Here is a 17,561-nt window from a genome sequence, read left to right as displayed (position 1 = left end):
CCCATCAGTAGTGTGAGTCAATGCCGTCGACCGCGCTCACTGAGGGGCTGAACCCGGCCCAGATCGACGCGGTCACTCATCCTGGCGGCCCCATCCTGGTGGTCGCCGGGGCCGGGTCGGGCAAGACCCGCGTCCTCACCCACCGCATCGCCTACCTCATCGATGAACTGGGCATTTCCCCGTTTGCCCTCCTGGCCATCACCTTCACCAACAAGGCAGCCCAGGAGATGAAGCACCGGGTGGGCGCCCTCGTCGGACCGGTGGCCGACAAGATGTGGGTGAGCACGTTCCACTCGGCTTGCGCCCGCATCCTGCGCTACGAGCACGAGGCCATCGACTTCCCCTCCAGCTTCACCATTTACGACCAGGCCGACTCGGTACGGCTCACCCGCTACATCCTCAACGATTTCGGCTTCGACCCCAGGCAGATGCCCCCCCGGTCGATTCACGCCGCCGTCAGCGCGGCCAAGAACGAGATGATTGGCGTGGCCCAGTACAAAGACCGGGCGGCCAACGTGTTCGAGCGCCGCATCGGCGAGATCTACGACGAATACCAGCAGCGCCTCCGCCGGGCCGGGGCCATGGACTTCGACGACCTCCTGGGCACCACCGTGAACCTGTTCCGCCAACAGCCCGATGTGCTCGATCGCTACCGCCGCCGCTTCGAGCACGTGCTGGTGGACGAATATCAGGACACCAACAGCGTGCAGAATCAGCTCGTGCTGCTCTTGGGCAGAGAGCACCGCAACGTGTTCGTGGTGGGCGACGCCGACCAGTCGGTGTACCGCTTCCGGGGAGCCGACATCCGCAACATTCTGGAGTTCGAGCGGGCCTTCGAAGACGCCACCGTGGTTCTGCTGGAGCAGAACTACCGCTCCACCCAGCGCATCCTCAGCGCGGCCAACGCGGTGATCGCCAACAACCTGGCTCGCAAGCCCAAGAACCTGTGGTCCGACCAATCCGACGGCGAGCGCATCGTCCGCTTCTGCGCTTCCGACGAGTACGAGGAGGCCCGCTGGGTGGTGCGAGAGGCGTTCCGGCTCCACGACGACGAGCAGCATCGCTGGGATGAGATGGCCGTCTTCTACCGCACCAACGCCCAGAGCCGGGTGGTGGAGGAACTGCTCATGGAGGCCGGGGTGCCCTACCAGCTCATCGGCGGCACCCGGTTCTACGACCGCCGGGAGGTAAAGGATGCGTTGGCCTATCTGCGGGTGACGGTCAACCCCGGCGACGCAGTGAGCCTGCGCCGGGTGCTGAACACCCCCAAGCGGGGGGTGGGCGACGGGTCGGTGGCCAAGCTGGAGGCGTGGGCAGAATCCCACGGCCTGACGCTGATGGATGCCTTGGGACACGCCGCCGAGGCCGGGATCAAAGGTCGGGCGCTGAGCGGCATTCAGACGTTCTTGAATGTGATCGCCAACGCCCGGGAACGCCTCGATGGAGAGCCGGCTGCGGTGCTGGAGCACCTGCTGGAGAAAAGCGGCTATCTCGACCAGTTGGAGGCCGAGGCGGCCAGCGAGACCACGGGGAACACGGAGGTCAGCGTGCAGGCCCAGGGCCGGTTGGAGAACCTCGACGAGTTGATCAGCGCTGCCGCCGAGAGCGAGAACGTTAGCGACTTCTTGGAGCTGGTAAGCCTGGTGTCCGACACCGATGAGATGACCGACGATTCCATGCTGACCCTGATGACCCTGCACTCGGCCAAGGGCCTCGAGTATCCCGTGGTGTTCTTGATCGGCATGGAGGAGGGCATATTCCCCCACATCCGCTCGATTACCGAGCCCGACGAGCTAGAGGAAGAGCGCCGACTGGCCTATGTGGGCATCACTCGGGCCCAGCAGCGCCTGTATCTGACCCATGCCTGGACTCGAAACGTCCACGGCGCCTCGATGTACAACGCGCCGTCCAGGTTCTTGGAGGAGATCCCCGAGGAACTGGTTGACGACCGTGGCAGCAGCCGAACCCGCTCATCCCGGAGTGCTCTTCGCGACGCTGGCTCCTTCCCCGGACGGGATCGCATGGTGGACGCCGCCCAATCCGCCCGAACCCCGGTGGAGGCCGACCCCAACCCGGTGCAGTTGGTGGTGGGCGACGACGTGAATCACGCCAAGTTCGGCCTCGGCGTGGTAACCGACGTGAAAGGGGCAGGTGGCGACGCCGAGATCACCGTCAACTTCACCACCGCCGGTTCCAAGGTGCTGCTCGCCTCTTACGCCCGCCTCGAAAAGGTCTGAACCCCCGCCTCGGCCAGGATTCGTCGTTGGTGTTAACGTGTCCCGGGTCAGGATTTCTTGCTCAGTTTGAGGGCCAGTTCAGGCCTTCTTCTCGACAATCAGCCAGTCGTCAAGGTCTTCGTTGACTGCGGTTGGAGCACCAGGAAATGGCAGTTCGAATTCGTTGCCCAAGAGTGCGAATATGATTCCTCGTTGTGGATGGTCGAGAATCCATCCTTGTGGCGTAGTGAAATACCATTCGTTGCCGTCGCTGCGAGTATTGTACCAGACGCCTTCGAGGGGATCGTTGTTTGGCTGTAGATAGATGACGCTTTGGGCGCCGATGGGTAGCACAGAGCGCAATTGCATGACATCCGAGTCCATTGGTCTGGGTATCTGAACGTAATATCTTGTCCTGTCGTCGTCTTCAAACACGAGATTGAGGGTTACACCTTCGGGTTTATCCTCAGAAGCGCCGAAGAAACGCCCATTTTCTACATCGATCAGCGTGGCTTCAACGACGATTGTTGAGCGCTCGGCCAGATCCTGGACGGTGGCAGCCGGGTTATAGTCAAAATGGAACGACTGGAAGTATGAGTCATAGGTATAGGGAGATGCCTCCTCGGACTCGGCACTGGAACCACAGGCAACCGCGATCAGAGATGCGATGATGAGTGCAAGACCGCGAAGCAGACGGAGGTGAATCCGGCGATTGGCCGGCTTCAGTGTTGTTGGGTTTGATGAGTCGTATACTGATTTCATGCTTTTATCTGCGTATAACCATAAGATGGATGCACACCCCTATCAATGAATATCACTGTCAAAACATGACGAGTATTTGTCATGTTTTGACACTTGACAGAGTGGAGGTCAGGGTGTAGTTGCGGCCTTCGTTGAGACTCGCTAAGGCCCGTCGTTGGCGTTCACGTCCACGATGAGGTCGCCGTCGTCCACCCACACCCCGAACTGGGTCAAGCCCTCGCCGGTGGCTGAGTACACCAGCCCCGGATCGCAGGTGTCGATGAACAGCTTCCGGTCGGCGTCCCAATCCACCACGCAGTCGCCGATTGCGCCAGGAGACTGCACGTCGAAGGCGAACCATCCCTTCTCGGGGTCGTCGCCTATGTGGTTGATCCAGATGCTGCGCCCTCGGCTCAACGGGGCCCACGGCACCGGGCCCCGCTCGGCGATCTCGGCGGCCAGGTTCTCGGCGTCGCCGGCGTTGAAATCGTCGTCGCCCAGCCTCACCTCGATCTGATCGGAGCCGGCCAGCGACACCACCGCGAACACCAGGCCCACGCCTAGCCCGATGCTGACCACGGTGTAGACAATCGCTCGCAGCGGAGTGATTTTTGGTCCAGATGCGACAGGCACGAGTCCTTCCTCGGTTCGCTCCCACAGACGGTGTTGCTCCTAGTATCGCGGCGAAGCAACGGCGGTACGAACCATCGTCGAATCACACCGCAAACTTGGCCATCGCGCTGCATTGGGGAGCCCGTGGATCTATTCGAATATCAGGGAAAACAGTTCTTCGCGTCATACGGCATGCCGGTGTCGCCCGGTGAGGCGGTCACCACTGTTCACGACGCGGTGGCTGCTTCGGAGCGGTTGGGAACGCCGGTGATGGTGAAGGCCCAGGTACACACCGGCGGTCGGGGCAAGGCCGGGGGTGTGAAGTTTGCCGCAGACATCGATGCCGTCCGCACCCATGCGTCGAACATCTTGGGCCTCGACATCCGGGGCCACATCGTCGAGAACCTGTGGATCGAGAAGGCGTCTGACATCGCCGAGGAGTACTACGTGAGCTTCACCCTCGACCGGTCGGCCAAAAAGCACCTGGGGATGCTGTCGGCCGAGGGCGGGGTGGAGATCGAGACCGTGGCCGAGGAGACCCCCGACGCCATCGCCAAGATCTGGGTCGACCCCGTGGACGGCCTCACCGAGGACCAGTGCCGCCAGTGGGTGCTGGCCGCCAACCTCAACCCCGACGTCACCGACCAAACGGTGGAGCTTCTGTTGAAGCTGTACGAGGCCTACACCTCTGGCGACGCCGACTTGGTGGAGATCAACCCGCTGATCGTGACTCCCGAGGGCAAGGTGCATGTGCTCGACGCCAAGGTAACCCTCGACGGCAACGCCGGATTCCGCCACGACCTGGCCCCCTTCGACGCCACCCAGCCCCGCGACGAGCGGGAGGCCGCGGCCCACGCCAAAGGGCTGCAATATGTGGGCCTAGAGGGTTCGGTGGGCGTGATCGCCAACGGCGCCGGACTGGCCATGAGCACTGTGGACGTGGTGAACCAGGTGGGGGGCAAACCGGCCAACTTCTTGGATATCGGGGGCGGCGCCAACGCCGATGTGATGGCCGGGGCGCTGGAAGTGATCAACAACGACCCCGACGTTCAGTCCATCTTCATCAACATCTTCGGGGGCATCACCCGGGGCGAGGAAGTGGCCAACGGCATCATCGAGGCCATGAACCGGGTGAATATCGCCTCGCCCATCGTCATCCGCCTCGACGGCACCAACGCTGACGAGGGCCGAGCGCTGTTGGAGCCCCATCTGAGCGACCGGCTCATGATGGCGCCCACCATGCTGGAGGCGGCCCGAGAAGCCGTCGCCCTCGCGGAAGGATCCGCATCGTGAGCATCTTCGTCAATGAGAAAGCAGGCTTGGCGTGAGCATCTTCGTCGACGAGAACACCAAGGTGGTGTACCAGGGCCTCACCGGGAGCCAGGGCCGGTACTACGGCATGCTGAACCGGGACTACGGCACCCAGGTGGTGGCCGGAACCAACCCCAAGAAGGCGGGCACCGACGTGGAGGGCGTGCCCATCTTCGCCTCTGTGGCCGACGCCGTGGAAGCCACCGGGGCCAACGTATCGTGCGTGTTCATCCCCGCCGCCGGGGTGCGCAGCGCGGTACTCGAGGCCGCCGAGGGCGGGGTGGAGCTGATCGTGGTCATCACTGAGGGCGTGCCCATGCACGACGAGGCCTTCTTCTTCAACAAACTCAAGACCGACTATCCAGGCGTGCGGCTGCTCGGCCCCAACTGTCCCGGCCTCATCAGCCCTGGCAAGGCCAACATCGGCATCACCGCCGGCCACATTGCCAAAGAGGGCGGCCCGGTGGGGATAGTGAGCCGCTCGGGCACCCTCACCTACCAGGCCCTGTATGAGCTGAAGCAGAAGGACATCGGCTGCACCACCTGCGTGGGCATCGGCGGCGACCCGGTGCCGGGCACCTCATTCATCGACTGCCTGGCCGCCTTCGAGGAGGATCCCGAGACCGAGGCGGTCATGATGATCGGCGAGATCGGCGGCTCGGCCGAGGAGGAGGCCGCCGAGTTCATCGCGGCCAACGTGTCCAAGCCGGTGGTGGCCTACATCGCCGGTCTCACCGCTCCGCCGGGCAAGAAGATGGGCCACGCCGGCGCCATCGTGTCGGGCGGCAAAGGCACCGCCCAGGCCAAAATGGACGCCTTGGCCGCCGCCGGAGTCCGCATCGGCCAGAGCCCCAGCGAGGCCGGCGACATCATGGACGAGGTGGTCGCCGCCCTCTGACCGAGGGGGCGAAACGAGTGGCCAAAAGGCATCCCGAGCAGCCCGCGAGGCGGGTGGTAGGTTCGGCTCGATGCGACTAGCGGTGCTGGCATCGGGCAGTGGGACGATCCTTGACGCCATGGCCCGCAGGGGGCTGCCAATCTCGTTGGTGATGGTGGATCGGGCTTGTGGGGCGGAGAAGGTGGCCGCCGATCATGGACTGATGTGTGTGTTGGTGGAGCGGGAGAGCTTTGGGCCTGATTTCGACCGGGTGGGGTACACCCGGCAGGTGACCGAGCGGCTCCAGGCCGAGGGGATCGAGTTGGTGGCCATGGCGGGGTTTGGGACGGTGTTGGATCAGCCGATGCAGGACGCCTATGGGGGGCGCATACTCAATACTCATCCGTCGTTACTGCCTGCCTTTCCGGGTTGGCACGCGGTGGAGGACGCCCTTGAGTACGGGGTGAAGGTCACCGGCTGCACGGTACACGTGGCCACCCTGGAGGTGGATGCCGGGCCGATCCTGGCCCAGCAACCCGTTGCTGTGGAGCCCGACGACACGGTGGACACGCTGCATGAGCGCATCAAAACGGTGGAACGCGACCTGTACATTCGCACTATCCGAGAAATACTCGACCGAGGGCACGTCTTATGAGCCAGGGAGCTGACCGCTCGCCGAGGGCGCTGGTGTCGGTGTACGACAAGACCGGGGTGATCGATCTGGCCCAGCGGCTGGTGGCCCTGGGGTGGGAGATCATCTCCAGCGGTGGAACCGCGCGAGCGCTGGCTGACGCCGGGATCCCGGTCATCCCGGTGGAGGAAGTGACCGGGGCTCCCGAGATGATGGACGGACGGGTCAAGACCGTCCATCCCGCGATCCACGGGGGCCTGTTGGCCGACATGACGAATCCCGGTCACGTTGAGGACATGGATAATCGGGGGATTGTCCCCATAAATCTCGTGGTGAGCAACCTCTACCCCTTCCGCTCCGACCCCTCGATTGAGCAGATCGACATCGGAGGACCGGCCATGGTCCGGGCCGCAGCCAAGAACCACGAGCGGGTCGGCGTAGTGGTACGACCCGACGACTACCTGGCAGTGCTCGACGAATTGGAGACTAACGGCACGCTCTCTGATGCGACCCGACGGCGGCTGGCCCGCATCGCGTTCACTCACACCAGTGCCTATGACGCGGCCATAACCGACTGGCTGACCGACGCCGATGACGAGCCGCTTCCGCCGACCGTGTCGCTGACCCTGGAGCGTCAAGAGGTGCTGCGCTACGGCGAGAACCCCCACCAAACCGGGGCCCGGTATCGGATCGCCGGCCAGTCGAGCTGGTGGGATGAGGCAACCCAGCTTCAGGGCAAAGCCATGTCGTACCTCAACGTGTTCGACGCCGATGCCGCCTGGCGTTTGGCCCACTCGCTGGGCGACGACCCGGCCGCCGCGGTGATAAAGCATGCCAACCCGTGCGGGGCGGCCGTGGCCGACGACATCGCCACCGCCTACCGGCGAGCCCACGAGTGCGACCCGGTTTCCGCCTTCGGGGGGATCGTGGCCGTGAACCGCCCGGTCACCGCCGAGATGGCCGAGGCCATGGCCGACGTGTTCACCGAGGTGCTCATCGGCCCCGAATACGAGGAGGCCGCGCTGGCCCTGCTGGGCAAGAAGAAGAACTTGCGGGTACTCCACGCCCCGCCACCCGAGGCCGCGGAGCTAGAAGTCCGGACCCTCGGCGGCGCTGCCCTGGTTCAAACCCCGGACACCGTGACCATGGACCGCTCAACCTGGCAGGTGGTCACCGAGCGGGTGCCCACCGACGACCAGTGGGCCGACTTGGAGCTGGCCTGGCGGGTGGCGGCCCGGGTGGGCTCCAACTGCATCGTGTTGGCCAAAGACCGCCAGGCGGTGGGCATCGGCGCTGGCCAGCAGAACCGCCGCGACGCCGGGCGCATCGCGGCCGAGAAGGCCGCCGGCCGGGCCGCCGGCGGGGCCTGCGCCAGCGACGCCTTCTTCCCCTTCCGCGACGGCCTCGACGCCGCCGCCGAAGCCGACTGCGCCACCGTCATCCAACCCGGCGGCTCAGTGCGCGACCAAGAGGTCATCGACGCCGCCAACGAGCACGGCATGTCAATGGTGTTCACTAGCGAGCGCCACTTCCGCCACTAGTGGCTGAGCAACTCGGCTATCAGGGTTGAGGCTTCTGGGCGATTAAGCGTGTAGAGGTGGATGCCGGGGGCGCTGGCATCTAGCAGAGTCTGGGACAGTTCCGTTGCGGCTTCGGCGGCGGCCTTTATGCGGTCGGGGCCAGGTAAGGACTCGAGCCGGGCAAACAGGGCCTCGGGCACCGTGGAGCCGTTCATTTTGGCGTAGCGGCGGATGCTTTTGGGCCAGATCACGGGCATGACGCCGGGGACCACGGGCTGATGGCACCCCAAGTCGGCCAGTTCGTTGCAGAGCCGGGTGTAGTCGGCGGGGTCGAAGAAGAACTGGGTGATGGCGAAGTCGGCCTCGTTCAGCTTGGCGGCCAAATGCCGCCGGTCGGTTGTGCGATTCTCCGAGCGGGGGTGGACTTCGGGGTGGGCGGCCACTCCCACGCTGAACTCGGCGGGGTGGGCCCGCACCACCTCCACCAACTCGGAGGCGTAGCGGAAGTCGCCGCTGATGGCTGATCCGTCGGGCGGGTCGCCGGCCAGGGCCAAGATGTTGACCACCCCAGCGGCGGCGTAGTCGTCCAACAAGTCGGTCACCCCCTGTCGGGTGTGGCCGACGCAGGTCAGGTGGGCCATGGCCGGGAAGGGCCGATCCCGGCAGATGTCGGTCACGATGTCGCGGGTGCGGTCATGGCCGTCGCCCCCGACCCCGCAGGTCACCGACACGAACGAGGGGGCTAGCCCAGTGAGTTCGTTCAGGGTCTCATCCAGCTGCTTGGCAGCAACCTCGTCGGCGGGGGGAAAGAACTCGAACGATAGCGTTGGCTGATCGCCCAAGAGGTCGACAATCCGGGTCATCAAAGGGCAGCGTATGGCCCGGTTCCCCTCAAATCGGCATCGTTTCCCGCTGCCCCACCAGTCCTTGCAGGGACTTAATTCCTGGCTTCGTTGAGGGCAAAGGCCCGTCGGTATGCTCGCCTGACATGGGCGACAAGATCACAATCGGAGCTGGCGGGAAGCTCAACGTAACTGACAATCCAATCATCCCGTTCATCGAGGGCGACGGAACTGGGGTGGACATCTGGCCGGCGGCCAAGCACGTTTTGGACGCTGCCGCAGGCAAACACGGGCGCAAGATCGAGTGGATCGAGGTGCTGGCCGGGGAGAAGGCGTTCAACGAGACCGGCGATTGGCTCCCCCAGGACACCATCGAGAAGTTCACCGAGTACCTCATCGGCATCAAGGGCCCCCTGACCACTCCGGTGGGGGGCGGTTTCCGCAGCCTCAACGTGTCGATCCGCCAGATCATGGACCTCTACGTGTGCCTGCGCCCGGTGCGCTGGTTTACCAATGTGCCCTCGCCGGTGAAGAGCCCCCATCTGGTGGACATGGTGATCTTTCGTGAGAACACCGAGGATATCTATGCCGGTCTTGAGGTGGAGGCATTCACGCCTGAGGCGGCCAAGCTGCGCGACCTGCTCCACGACGCTTTGGGATGGAACATCGCCGACGACGCCGGCATCGGCGTCAAGCCGGTGTCCAAGACCGGTTCGCAGCGCCTCCAGCGGGCCGCGCTGAACTACGCCGTGCGGCGGAACCGCAAGCGGGTCCACTGGGTACACAAGGGCAACATCATGAAGTTCACCGAGGGGGCGTTTCGCGGATGGGGCTATGACCTGGTCCGCGAGGAGTTCTCCGACGTAGCCGTGGGCTGGGACGACTGCGGCGGCGACGCGGGTGACAAGATCCTGGTGCAAGACGCCATCGCCGACATCGCCCTCCAGCAGGTGCTCACCCGTCCGGCCGAGTTCGACGTGATCGCCACCATGAACCTCAACGGCGACTACCTGTCCGACGCCCTGGCCGCCCAGGTGGGGGGCATCGGCATCGCCCCGGGGGCCAACATCAACTACGTGACCGGCCACGGCGTGTTTGAGGCCACCCACGGCACCGCCCCCAAGTACGCCGGCCAGGACAAGGTGAACCCGTCGTCGGTGCTGCTATCGGGCGTTTTGATGTTCGAGCACCTGGGCTGGGACGACGCCGCCGACGACATCATCAACGCTGTGGAGGCCACCATCGGCGAGAAGATCGTGACCTACGACTTCGCCCGCCTGATGGACGGGGCCACCGAGGTGAAGTGCTCGGAGTTCGCGTCGGCCATCGTCGACCGGCTCTAGCCGCCTGAACACAACCTCACGTCTCAGCGCCGCACTCAGACCAAAGGAGACCTGTCGGTGAGCGATCCCAAACGAGTGGCGGTAACCGGCGCGGCCGGCCAGATCGGCTACAGCCTGCTGTTCCGCATCGCCAGCGGGCAGATGCTCGGCCCCGACGTGCCCGTGGTGCTCCAGATGCTGGAGATTCCTCCGGCCATGGACGCTCTGGGTGGAGTGGCCATGGAACTGGACGACTGCGCTTTCCCGCTAGTGGCCGGCACTGTTTGCACCGACGATCCCAACGAGGCGTTCGACGGGGTTGACTACGCCCTTCTGGTGGGGTCGCGACCCCGGAGCAAGGGGATGGAGCGCCGCGACCTCCTGGAGGCCAACGGTGCCATCTTCACCACCCAGGGCAAGGCGCTGGCCGCCGGTGCGGTATCCGATGTGCGGGTGCTGGTGGTGGGCAACCCGGCCAACACCAACTGTCTCATTGCCATGAACAACGCGGAGGGCATTCCCGCTGAGCGGTTCACCGCCATGACCCGGCTCGACCATAACCGGGCGGTGGCCCAGCTCTCGGCCAAGCTTGGGGTGACAGTGGGCCAGGTAAGTCGGATGACCATTTGGGGCAACCACTCAGCCACTCAGTACCCCGACCTGTTCAATTGCCAAGTAGGAGGCCGGTCGGCCGCCGACGCGGTGGGCGATCAGGCGTGGATCGCCGATGAGTTCATCCCCGCGGTGCAGCAACGGGGAGCGGCCATCATCGAGGCCCGGGGCCTGTCCAGCGCGGCCTCTGCCGCCAACGCGGCCATCGACCACGTCCACGACTGGGTCCACGGCACCGCTCCAGGCGACTGGGTGAGCATGGCCGTGCCCTCCGACGGCTCCTATGGCGTGCCCGAGGGCCTCATCTCATCGTTTCCCTGCACCACCGCAAACGGCCAGTGGTCCATCGTTGGCGGCCTAGAGCTCAACGAATTCTCCCAATCCCGCCTGGATGCCACCGTGGCCGAGTTGGTCGAAGAGCGCGACACCGTGGCCGATCTGGGTTTGATCTAATCATCTCTCCGCTGAGCCACTATGCTGCGGGGCGGCGTGGAGGCGAAGTCCGGTTAGATTCCGGCACTGTCCCGCAACGGTGAACTGGCCCTGAGCCAGTAAGTCCGGTCGAGTTTTGCGCCGAAACGAGCCATAAGCCCCGAGGGTTGGGTTGGCTCGAGGGCAGAGCACCTGCCGATCGAGCTTCCGTTCCTCGATCTACAGGAGGTGCCAGTGCCCCAACGTAAATTCCGTCTACTGACTGTGATGCTGCTCGCCCTCGCCCTAGTGGTGACTGCCTGCGGCAACGATGACGACGACGCCGAGCCCGTCAGCACCGAGGAGGCAGCCCCGCCGCCCACTGAAGCTGCTCCCTCGCCGGCACCCACACCAGCGGAGCCAGAGCGACCCCAGCGGATCGTCTCACTGTCGCCGATGGCTACCGAAGTCTTGTTTGCCATTGGGGCAGGCGAGCAGGTGGTGGCGGTAGACGAGTTCTCCAACTACCCGCCGGAGGCCCCGGTAACCGACTTGTCGGGATGGGATCCCAACGTAGAAGCAGTGCTCTCCTATGAGCCCGATTTGGTGGTGATCGCCAACGACGCCAACGACTTGGTGGCCGGATTGGAGGCGGTGGGCGTCGAAGTGCACTTGAGCATGGCCCCGAATGATTTAGGGCGCGGGTACGTCTCCGCCATCGAATTGGGGGCCGCGGTCGGTCGTATCGATGAGGCCCAGGCCCTGGTCGCCGACTTGCAAGCCCAGATCAATGACGCCTTGGCCGCCGCTCCGGATGTGCCGGTGCGGATTTATCACGAACTGGACAACACGTACTTCTCGGTCAGCTCCAACAGCTTCATCGGCGCGGTCTATGCCGCCATGGGGACGATCAACATTGCCGATGAGGCCGACACCGACGGCTACGGGTATCCCCAGCTCACCGAGGAGTACGTGGTTGAAGCCGATCCCGAGTTGATCGTCATCACCGATCTGGTGGGCTACACCCCCGAAGATGTGGCCGCCAGGCCCGGTTGGGGCGAAGTGGCCGCAGTGCGCAACGGCAACATCGTGGTGGTCAACGCTGACATCGCCTCTCGATGGGGACCAAGATTTCCCCAATTCGTCGAAGCGGTAGCCGAGGCTCTGCAATCGGTGGTGGCACCGGTTTCCTAGGTGCGGCAATGGCTGAAGCATCCTTCCCGACTACCGCCCTGGCGGATGGCGATGCCGCTCATCCGGCAGTGCGGCGCGCCTTTGGACTGTCGGTCACGGCCACCCTGATCGGGTTGGCGGTTCTGATTGCCGTGGGGCTGCTCAGCGCCACCAGCGGGGCGGCCGGGTTGCCGGTGAGCGGGGTGTTCGCCGCTCTGTTCGACTGGGTTCCGCTGCTTGGGTTCGACTCGACGCTGTCAGACCAACAAGAGAGCATCCTGTTCCAGATTCGGCTCCCCCGACTGGTGCTGGGCATGCTGGTGGGAGGGTCGCTCAGCATGGCCGGAGCGGCCTATCAGGGAGTGTTCCGGAACCCGCTGGCCGACCCCTACCTGCTCGGCGTCTCGGCCGGAGCCGGCTTCGGAGCAGTGCTGGCGTTGGGATTCGGACTCGACCTGGGTTGGGGTCCATTTGACACCGTGCCGGCTGCGGCCTTCCTAGGGGCGCTGGTGGCGGTGCTGGCGTCGATGGCCATTGCGCGAGGCGGGGGAGCGTCGCCGGCCACGCTGCTGCTCGGCGGGGTGGCCATGGCCGCTCTCTTCTCCGCAGCGCAGACCTATGCCATCCAGCAACTCGACGAGAATCGGGCCCGTGAGGTGCTGTCGTGGCTGTTCGGGCAGCTCAACACCAGCGGCTGGAAGGAGATCTGGCTCTTGCTGCCGTATGTCGCAGTGTGCGGGGCGGTGCTCTTCGTCCACCGGCGCCACCTCGACGTGCTGCGGGTGGGCGATGATGAGGCCCGATCGCTGGGCCTCGATCCGGTGCGCTCGCGCCTGACGGTGATCGCGGCCGCCTCGCTGCTGACCGCGGCCGCAGTATCGGTGAGCGGGTTGATTGCCTTTGTGGGCTTGGTCGTCCCCCACGTCGTCCGCTTGCTGGTCAGCCACAGCTACCGGGTGATCGTGCCTCTCGCCGCGTTGATGGGGGCAGCGTTTCTGGCGTTCGTCGACATAGGGGCCCGCACTCTGCTGGCTCCGGATGAGTTGGCGGTGGGGATTCTGACCGCCATTGTTGGAGCGCCGTTCTTCGGCCTGGTGCTCTGGCTCGATCGCTGGAGCACCACATGAGTACCGCCGCCCTGTTGGAGGCCCGCCTGTTGAATCAAGGATCGCCAGCCCTCTCCTGTCAGGGCGTGCGAGTTGCGTTCCGCGGCCACGAAGTGGTGTGCGGCGTCGATCTGGAGGTGAGCACCGGGGAATGGCTCGGCATCATCGGCCCCAACGGGGCGGGCAAGTCCACGCTGTTGCGGTCGATTGTCGGACTGGTCGACTTCCTTGGCACGGCAGCGATGGGCGACGGACGCGCCCCGGGACCCGTCGATGTCGCCCTGGTGCCGCAATTCCCCGTGCTGCCCAAGGGCATGACCGTGGCCGAGTACGTGCTGTTGGGGCGCACCGCGCACCTGGGGTGGCTGGCCCGCGAATCGCAGGTTGATCGGCAGATCGTGTCCTCGGTGCTGCAACGCCTGGAGCTCTCGGCATTTGCCGACCGCCTTGTGTCCACTTTGTCGGGTGGTGAGGCTCAGCAAGTGGTGGTGGCCCGGGCGCTGGCTCAGCAGTGCCCGGTGCTGTTGCTGGACGAGCCCACCAGCGCCCTCGATGTGGGCCATCAGGTGTCGGTGCTGGAGTTGGTGGACGATCTGCGCCGCACCGAGGGTCTCAGCGTGTTGGCGGCCATGCACGATCTGAGCGCCGCGGGCCGGTTCGCCGACCGGCTCATCCTCATCGACCACGGCCGAATCGTGGCCCAGGGCACTCCCACCGAGGTGCTGAATGCCGATCTGCTGTCCGCGGTCTACGCCACGCCGCTTACTGTTCAAACCATCGACGGCGAGCTGGTGGTGCTGCCCGCCCCCCGTCAGCGAGAGAAAGAGCCCTCATGAGCAGCGACACAACTCCCCAAGAAGAGCGCCCCTACGACCTCTCTGAGATGCGCACCGCGTCATCCCTGGTGCTGGTGAACACCGGCGACGGCAAGGGCAAGTCCACCGCCGCCTTCGGCACCATTTTGCGAGCGGTGTCGCAGAGCTGGCCGGTGGCGGTAGTGCAGTTCCTCAAAAGCGGCGATTGGAGCACCGGCGAGGAGAAGGTGTGCCGAGAGCTGGGGGTGCAGTGGTTTTCGGCGGGCGACGGGTTCACCTGGGATTCCGACGATCTCGACGAGTCCCGCGCCAAGGCGGTGGCTGCCTGGGAGTTCTCGGCCCAGCTCATCGCCGGAGGCGAGTATCGCCTGGTGGTGTTGGACGAGATCAGCTACGCCATGACGTGGGATTGGATCGATGCCGCCGAAGTGGCCGCGGCACTGGAGTCTCGACCGGAGCGGGTCAGCGTCATCCTCACCGGGCGGGACATGGCCGATGAGGTGGTCGACGTGGCCGACACCGTCACCGAGATGGTCAAGGTCAAGCACGCCTTCGACAGCCAGATCCTGGCCAAAAAGGGCCTCGACTATTGACCTGGCCGGTCGGTGGTCGTCGGCCTTGGTCGGCGCTGTGGATTAGTTCCAGGCTGTGCGGCCCCGCACCTCGGCGAAGATGTCTTCGGCTCTCGCCAGCAACCGGCGGTGGGACAAGAGGGCCATGGGGTCGCCTTCAAACGTGACCTCCCCGTTCAACACCGCCTCTTCAGCCGACAACTCCCCTTTGGCGATGGCCACTGCCGTCTCGCGGGTCTGGCTGAAAACCACCTCAGGGTCGGGGGCTGGCCCGGAGCTGACGCGAGCGCCCTCACCGTCGAACACCATGTGGAACATCACCTCGCCCACTTGCTGTTGGACCGCGAATCGGTGGCCGTCCGGCGCGCACAGCCCTGACGCTCGCAGGGCGGCGTCGGCCTCCTCGATCCACTCTTTGCTCAAGTACTCCAGCACTAGGCCCTACCGTACCGGCGAGGACCTATGACGACAGCACCAACACACCGACTGTGGGCCGAGTCGTGGTACGGCGATTTCGCCGCGCCCGACGGCTCGCTGGGCGGCTACGCGCAGCTCACGTTGTGGCCCAACCTGGGGCGAAGCTGGTTCTGGTCGGCGCTGGTCGGTCCCGATCGCCGTCCTGTTGTGCTGGTGGAGACCGACGCCCCGCTGCCCCGGCCATCCACCCTGGAGTTGCGCGCCCCCGGCCTGTGGACCGAGTTCATCGAACAGATCCCCGACGAGCATTTCACCGTGGACCTGGAAGCGTTCGCCGTGGCATTGGACGATCCCGAAGAGGTATTCGACAAAGGCTGGGGCGACCGAGTGCCCTACGGCCTGGAATTGGAGTGGGAAGCCGCGCCTGGATTACCCGATCTCGTTCACGGCCAAGTGCTGGTGGGAGACGAGACAATTGAGCTGGACGGCCGAGGCCGTCGTTTCCACTGGCAAGGCACGCCCGCCTGGTGGGACCAAGAGTGGACCAACGGCCCCACCGGCGTTCCCGTGATCGCCTCCGCCCCCCTCCCCGTAGACCACCCCGACACCGCCCAGCGCGCCCGTCTGGAGCGATCCCTGGTGGCTACTGCCGATGGCCCCACTTGGACCGAGCGAAACGTCTTGGGAGGGTCAGGCGCGGGAGCGGGCTAGGCGGGAGAGAACGAGAACCAGGGAGGAGGCAGCGGCGGCCAGGATGGCGGGGAGCCACAAGTCGGTGGCGGGAGCCCAGGCGAGGCCGGTGCCGTCGATGGACTCCTCCGCATGGCGGCTGATCACGCCCACTCCGGCGGGCCAGGGCCACAGCACCCGCAGCGAGCCCAGCAGCAGGCCGACCATCACCGCCAGGGTGCGGTCGTGCCAGCGGTGGAGCACTCTGCCGATGAGGTTGGAGAACAGGGCGAGCCCGAGCACTGCCCCGGCGCCCAGTGCGGCCAGGTCAGCCCAGACCCGGTCGTCCACCGCGGCTATCGCTGCCGGGTACACCCCCAGCATCAACAAGATGAATGCCCCGGAGATGCCGGGCAGCAACATGGCGCATATCGCCACGATCCCCGACCCGAACAGTGCCAGAACTGTCGGATCTGCCACCGGCCCTGACTGGAGTCCCAGCAGCCAGAAGAACAACCCGCCCACCACCAGAGCGGTCAGGGCAAGCCTTGCGCTGGGATTCTCCACCATCTTCCAGGCCACCACCACCGATGCCGCCACCAGTCCGAAGAACAACCCGCCCATGGCCTCGGGCTCGTCGGTCAACAGCTCGTCGATCACCGACGCCAGGGCCACGACGGCCACCACGATGCCCACAACCAGCGGCACGGCAAACCACCAGTCGAAGCCCCGCAGTCGGGCCCACACTTCTCGCCACCGACCCCGCAGCAGCGCCCCCAACACCCCGGCTCCGGCCCGCACGGTGTCGATCAACCGGGCATAGATCCCCAGCAGCAGCGCCACCGTGCCCCCCGAAACACCAGGCACCACATCAGCCGCCCCCATGAGCACCCCCCGCACCACCTGCTGGGCGGCCTCCCTCGCTCTGGCCATTGCCCCGTGACGCTATCGCTAGCCGACCAGTTTGCGGTTTTTGACCTTGGCCTTGATGTAGTCGCGGTTGGTCCAGGCGATGAAGTCGATGGGGATCTCCTTGGGGCAGGCCTCTTCGCACTCGCCGTGGTTGGTACACGAGCCGAAGAACGCCTCCATGGTCTCCACCATGGCCTCGGTTCGGGCCCACCGCTGGGCCTGACCCTGGGGGAGCAGGTTCAGGTGCTGCACCTTGGCTGCGGTGAACAGCTGCGCCGCGCTGTTGGGGCAGGCGGCTACGCAGGCCCCGCAGCCGATGCAGGCCGCCGCGTCGAAGGCAGTGTCGGCGGTCTCCTTGGGCACGGGGGTGAGGTTGGCGTCGGGGGCGGCGCCGGTGTTCACCGAGATGTAGCCGCCGGCGCCGATGATGGCGTCCATGGCGCGGCGGTCCACCGCCAAGTCCCGCAGCACAGGGAATGATGTGGCCCGCCACGGCTCGATCACGATGTGGTCGCCGTCACTGAAGCTGCGCATGTGGAGCTGGCAGGTGGCCGTGCCCTTCTGGGGGCCGTGGGCTTGGCCGTTGATCATCAGCCCGCAGGTGCCGCAGATGCCCTCCCGGCAGTCAGACTCGAACACGATGGGCTCTTCGCCCGCCTCGATGAGCCGCTCGTTGACAATGTCGAGCATCTCCAAGAACGATGCATCGGTGCTGATGCCGCCGGCCTCATAGGTCACGAAACGGCCCTCGGCGTTGGGACCGGCCTGGCGCCACACCTTGAGCGTGAGGTTGATCTCGGCG

The 17,561-nt window shown here is 65.4% G+C and carries 18 protein-coding genes and 1 riboswitch; of the genes, 12 read left to right on the top strand and 6 right to left on the bottom strand.

Annotated elements, in window-relative coordinates; translation table 11 throughout:
* The first annotated feature begins 20 nt into the window (after nt 1–20).
* Entirely contained in the window at nt 21–2,237 is a 2,217-nt protein-coding gene (gene pcrA / locus ACOGI7_RS13560) for a DNA helicase PcrA (protein ID WP_419849291.1), read from the top strand.
* Nucleotides 2,238–2,315: 78 nt separating this feature from the next.
* On the opposite strand, the gene ACOGI7_RS13555 is transcribed toward pcrA, so the two are convergent.
* Both ACOGI7_RS13555 and ACOGI7_RS13550 read right to left on the bottom strand, forming a co-directional pair.
* The gene (locus ACOGI7_RS13555; RefSeq protein ID WP_419849290.1) at nt 2,316–2,978 is read right to left on the bottom strand and encodes a hypothetical protein; all 663 of its coding nucleotides are present in this window, start codon (nt 2,976–2,978) and stop codon (nt 2,316–2,318) included.
* A gap of 141 nt (nt 2,979–3,119) precedes the next feature.
* A complete protein-coding gene (locus ACOGI7_RS13550; RefSeq protein ID WP_419849289.1) occupies nt 3,120–3,590 on the bottom strand; it encodes a hypothetical protein in 471 nt (156 codons plus the stop codon).
* Between the two features lie 123 nt (nt 3,591–3,713).
* Here ACOGI7_RS13550 and sucC point away from each other — a divergent pair, with 123 nt between their 5' ends.
* The 4 genes from sucC (at nt 3,714) to purH (ending at nt 7,929) form a co-directional block, all read left to right on the top strand.
* Nucleotides 3,714–4,862, top strand: a complete 1,149-nt coding sequence (gene sucC / locus ACOGI7_RS13545; protein ID WP_419849288.1) for an ADP-forming succinate--CoA ligase subunit beta — start codon at nt 3,714–3,716, stop codon at nt 4,860–4,862.
* 31 nt (nt 4,863–4,893) lie between these two features.
* Nucleotides 4,894–5,778 carry a succinate--CoA ligase subunit alpha gene (gene sucD / locus ACOGI7_RS13540; RefSeq protein WP_419849287.1) on the top strand — a complete coding sequence of 295 codons (885 nt, stop codon included), beginning with the start codon at nt 4,894–4,896 and terminating at the stop codon, nt 5,776–5,778.
* Between the two features lie 70 nt (nt 5,779–5,848).
* Entirely contained in the window at nt 5,849–6,412 is a 564-nt protein-coding gene (purN, locus tag ACOGI7_RS13535; protein ID WP_419849286.1) for a phosphoribosylglycinamide formyltransferase, read from the top strand.
* Nucleotides 6,409–7,929 (top strand): bifunctional phosphoribosylaminoimidazolecarboxamide formyltransferase/IMP cyclohydrolase, encoded by a 1,521-nt coding sequence (purH, locus tag ACOGI7_RS13530; protein ID WP_419849285.1) that lies wholly within the window; start codon nt 6,409–6,411, stop codon nt 7,927–7,929. The genes purN and purH overlap by 4 nt, the downstream gene beginning before the upstream one ends.
* On the opposite strand, the gene ACOGI7_RS13525 is transcribed toward purH, so the two are convergent.
* Nucleotides 7,926–8,771, bottom strand: a complete 846-nt coding sequence (locus tag ACOGI7_RS13525; protein WP_419849284.1) for a methylenetetrahydrofolate reductase — start codon at nt 8,769–8,771, stop codon at nt 7,926–7,928. The two genes, purH and ACOGI7_RS13525, sit on opposite strands and share 4 nt — an antisense overlap.
* A gap of 125 nt (nt 8,772–8,896) precedes the next feature.
* On the opposite strand from ACOGI7_RS13525, the gene icd reads away from it, so the two are divergent.
* From icd to cobO, 6 genes are all read left to right on the top strand, one after another.
* Complete coding sequence (gene icd / locus ACOGI7_RS13520; protein ID WP_419849283.1) at nt 8,897–10,093, top strand: NADP-dependent isocitrate dehydrogenase; 1,197 nt, start codon at nt 8,897–8,899, stop codon at nt 10,091–10,093.
* Nucleotides 10,094–10,150: 57 nt separating this feature from the next.
* Nucleotides 10,151–11,137 carry a malate dehydrogenase gene (locus tag ACOGI7_RS13515; RefSeq protein ID WP_419849282.1) on the top strand — a complete coding sequence of 329 codons (987 nt, stop codon included), beginning with the start codon at nt 10,151–10,153 and terminating at the stop codon, nt 11,135–11,137.
* Between the two features lie 19 nt (nt 11,138–11,156).
* Nucleotides 11,157–11,298, top strand: a riboswitch (adenosylcobalamin (AdoCbl) riboswitch).
* A gap of 85 nt (nt 11,299–11,383) precedes the next feature.
* Nucleotides 11,384–12,289 carry an ABC transporter substrate-binding protein gene (locus tag ACOGI7_RS13510; RefSeq protein ID WP_419849281.1) on the top strand — a complete coding sequence of 302 codons (906 nt, stop codon included), beginning with the start codon at nt 11,384–11,386 and terminating at the stop codon, nt 12,287–12,289.
* A gap of 8 nt (nt 12,290–12,297) precedes the next feature.
* Nucleotides 12,298–13,395: a FecCD family ABC transporter permease gene (locus ACOGI7_RS13505; protein ID WP_419849280.1), complete on the top strand. Its 1,098-nt coding sequence runs from the start codon at nt 12,298–12,300 to the stop codon at nt 13,393–13,395.
* Entirely contained in the window at nt 13,392–14,210 is an 819-nt protein-coding gene (locus ACOGI7_RS13500) for an ABC transporter ATP-binding protein (RefSeq protein ID WP_419849279.1), read from the top strand. Before ACOGI7_RS13505 ends, ACOGI7_RS13500 begins: the two co-directional genes overlap by 4 nt.
* Nucleotides 14,207–14,782: a cob(I)yrinic acid a,c-diamide adenosyltransferase gene (gene cobO / locus ACOGI7_RS13495; protein ID WP_419849278.1), complete on the top strand. Its 576-nt coding sequence runs from the start codon at nt 14,207–14,209 to the stop codon at nt 14,780–14,782. The genes ACOGI7_RS13500 and cobO overlap by 4 nt, the downstream gene beginning before the upstream one ends.
* A 42-nt stretch (nt 14,783–14,824) precedes the next feature.
* Here the strand turns inward: cobO and ACOGI7_RS13490 are convergent, their stop codons facing one another.
* Nucleotides 14,825–15,196, bottom strand: coding sequence for an SCP2 sterol-binding domain-containing protein (locus tag ACOGI7_RS13490; protein ID WP_419849277.1), 372 nt, complete (start codon nt 15,194–15,196; stop codon nt 14,825–14,827).
* A 27-nt stretch (nt 15,197–15,223) separates the two neighbouring features.
* Here ACOGI7_RS13490 and ACOGI7_RS13485 point away from each other — a divergent pair, with 27 nt between their 5' ends.
* Nucleotides 15,224–15,889 carry a hypothetical protein gene (locus ACOGI7_RS13485; protein WP_419849276.1) on the top strand — a complete coding sequence of 222 codons (666 nt, stop codon included), beginning with the start codon at nt 15,224–15,226 and terminating at the stop codon, nt 15,887–15,889.
* Here the strand turns inward: ACOGI7_RS13485 and ACOGI7_RS13480 are convergent.
* Together ACOGI7_RS13480 and ACOGI7_RS13475 are read right to left on the bottom strand one after the other, a co-directional pair.
* Nucleotides 15,869–16,780, bottom strand: a complete 912-nt coding sequence (locus ACOGI7_RS13480; RefSeq protein WP_419849275.1) for a DUF368 domain-containing protein — start codon at nt 16,778–16,780, stop codon at nt 15,869–15,871. The two genes, ACOGI7_RS13485 and ACOGI7_RS13480, sit on opposite strands and share 21 nt — an antisense overlap.
* A gap of 18 nt (nt 16,781–16,798) precedes the next feature.
* On the bottom strand, nt 16,799–17,554 hold the full coding sequence (locus ACOGI7_RS13475) for a succinate dehydrogenase/fumarate reductase iron-sulfur subunit (protein ID WP_419851512.1): 756 nt from the start codon (nt 17,552–17,554) through the stop codon (nt 16,799–16,801).
* Nucleotides 17,555–17,561: the final 7 nt, after the last annotated feature.

This window comes from Candidatus Poriferisocius sp. (assembly GCF_965204145.1).
GTDB lineage: Bacteria > Actinomycetota > Acidimicrobiia > Acidimicrobiales > Bin134 > Poriferisocius.
This window is presented reverse-complemented; position numbering and strand designations above follow the sequence as displayed.

What these genes read in the sequence shown, in the direction of transcription:
- ACOGI7_RS13505 (WP_419849280.1), top strand. Translation starts at nt 12,298, where the DNA reads ATGGCTGAAGCATCCTTCCCGACTACCGCCCTGGCGGATGGCGATGCC.
- cobO (WP_419849278.1), top strand. Translation starts at nt 14,207, where the DNA reads ATGAGCAGCGACACAACTCCCCAAGAAGAGCGCCCCTACGACCTCTCT.
- purN (WP_419849286.1), top strand. Translation starts at nt 5,849, where the DNA reads ATGCGACTAGCGGTGCTGGCATCGGGCAGTGGGACGATCCTTGACGCC.
- ACOGI7_RS13555 (WP_419849290.1), bottom strand. Translation starts at nt 2,978, where the DNA reads ATGAAATCAGTATACGACTCATCAAACCCAACAACACTGAAGCCGGCC.
- ACOGI7_RS13525 (WP_419849284.1), bottom strand. Translation starts at nt 8,771, where the DNA reads ATGACCCGGATTGTCGACCTCTTGGGCGATCAGCCAACGCTATCGTTC.
- ACOGI7_RS13500 (WP_419849279.1), top strand. Translation starts at nt 13,392, where the DNA reads ATGAGTACCGCCGCCCTGTTGGAGGCCCGCCTGTTGAATCAAGGATCG.
- icd (WP_419849283.1), top strand. Translation starts at nt 8,897, where the DNA reads ATGGGCGACAAGATCACAATCGGAGCTGGCGGGAAGCTCAACGTAACT.
- purH (WP_419849285.1), top strand. Translation starts at nt 6,409, where the DNA reads ATGAGCCAGGGAGCTGACCGCTCGCCGAGGGCGCTGGTGTCGGTGTAC.
- ACOGI7_RS13480 (WP_419849275.1), bottom strand. Translation starts at nt 16,780, where the DNA reads ATGGCCAGAGCGAGGGAGGCCGCCCAGCAGGTGGTGCGGGGGGTGCTC.
- pcrA (WP_419849291.1), top strand. Translation starts at nt 21, where the DNA reads ATGCCGTCGACCGCGCTCACTGAGGGGCTGAACCCGGCCCAGATCGAC.
- ACOGI7_RS13485 (WP_419849276.1), top strand. Translation starts at nt 15,224, where the DNA reads ATGACGACAGCACCAACACACCGACTGTGGGCCGAGTCGTGGTACGGC.
- ACOGI7_RS13510 (WP_419849281.1), top strand. Translation starts at nt 11,384, where the DNA reads ATGCTGCTCGCCCTCGCCCTAGTGGTGACTGCCTGCGGCAACGATGAC.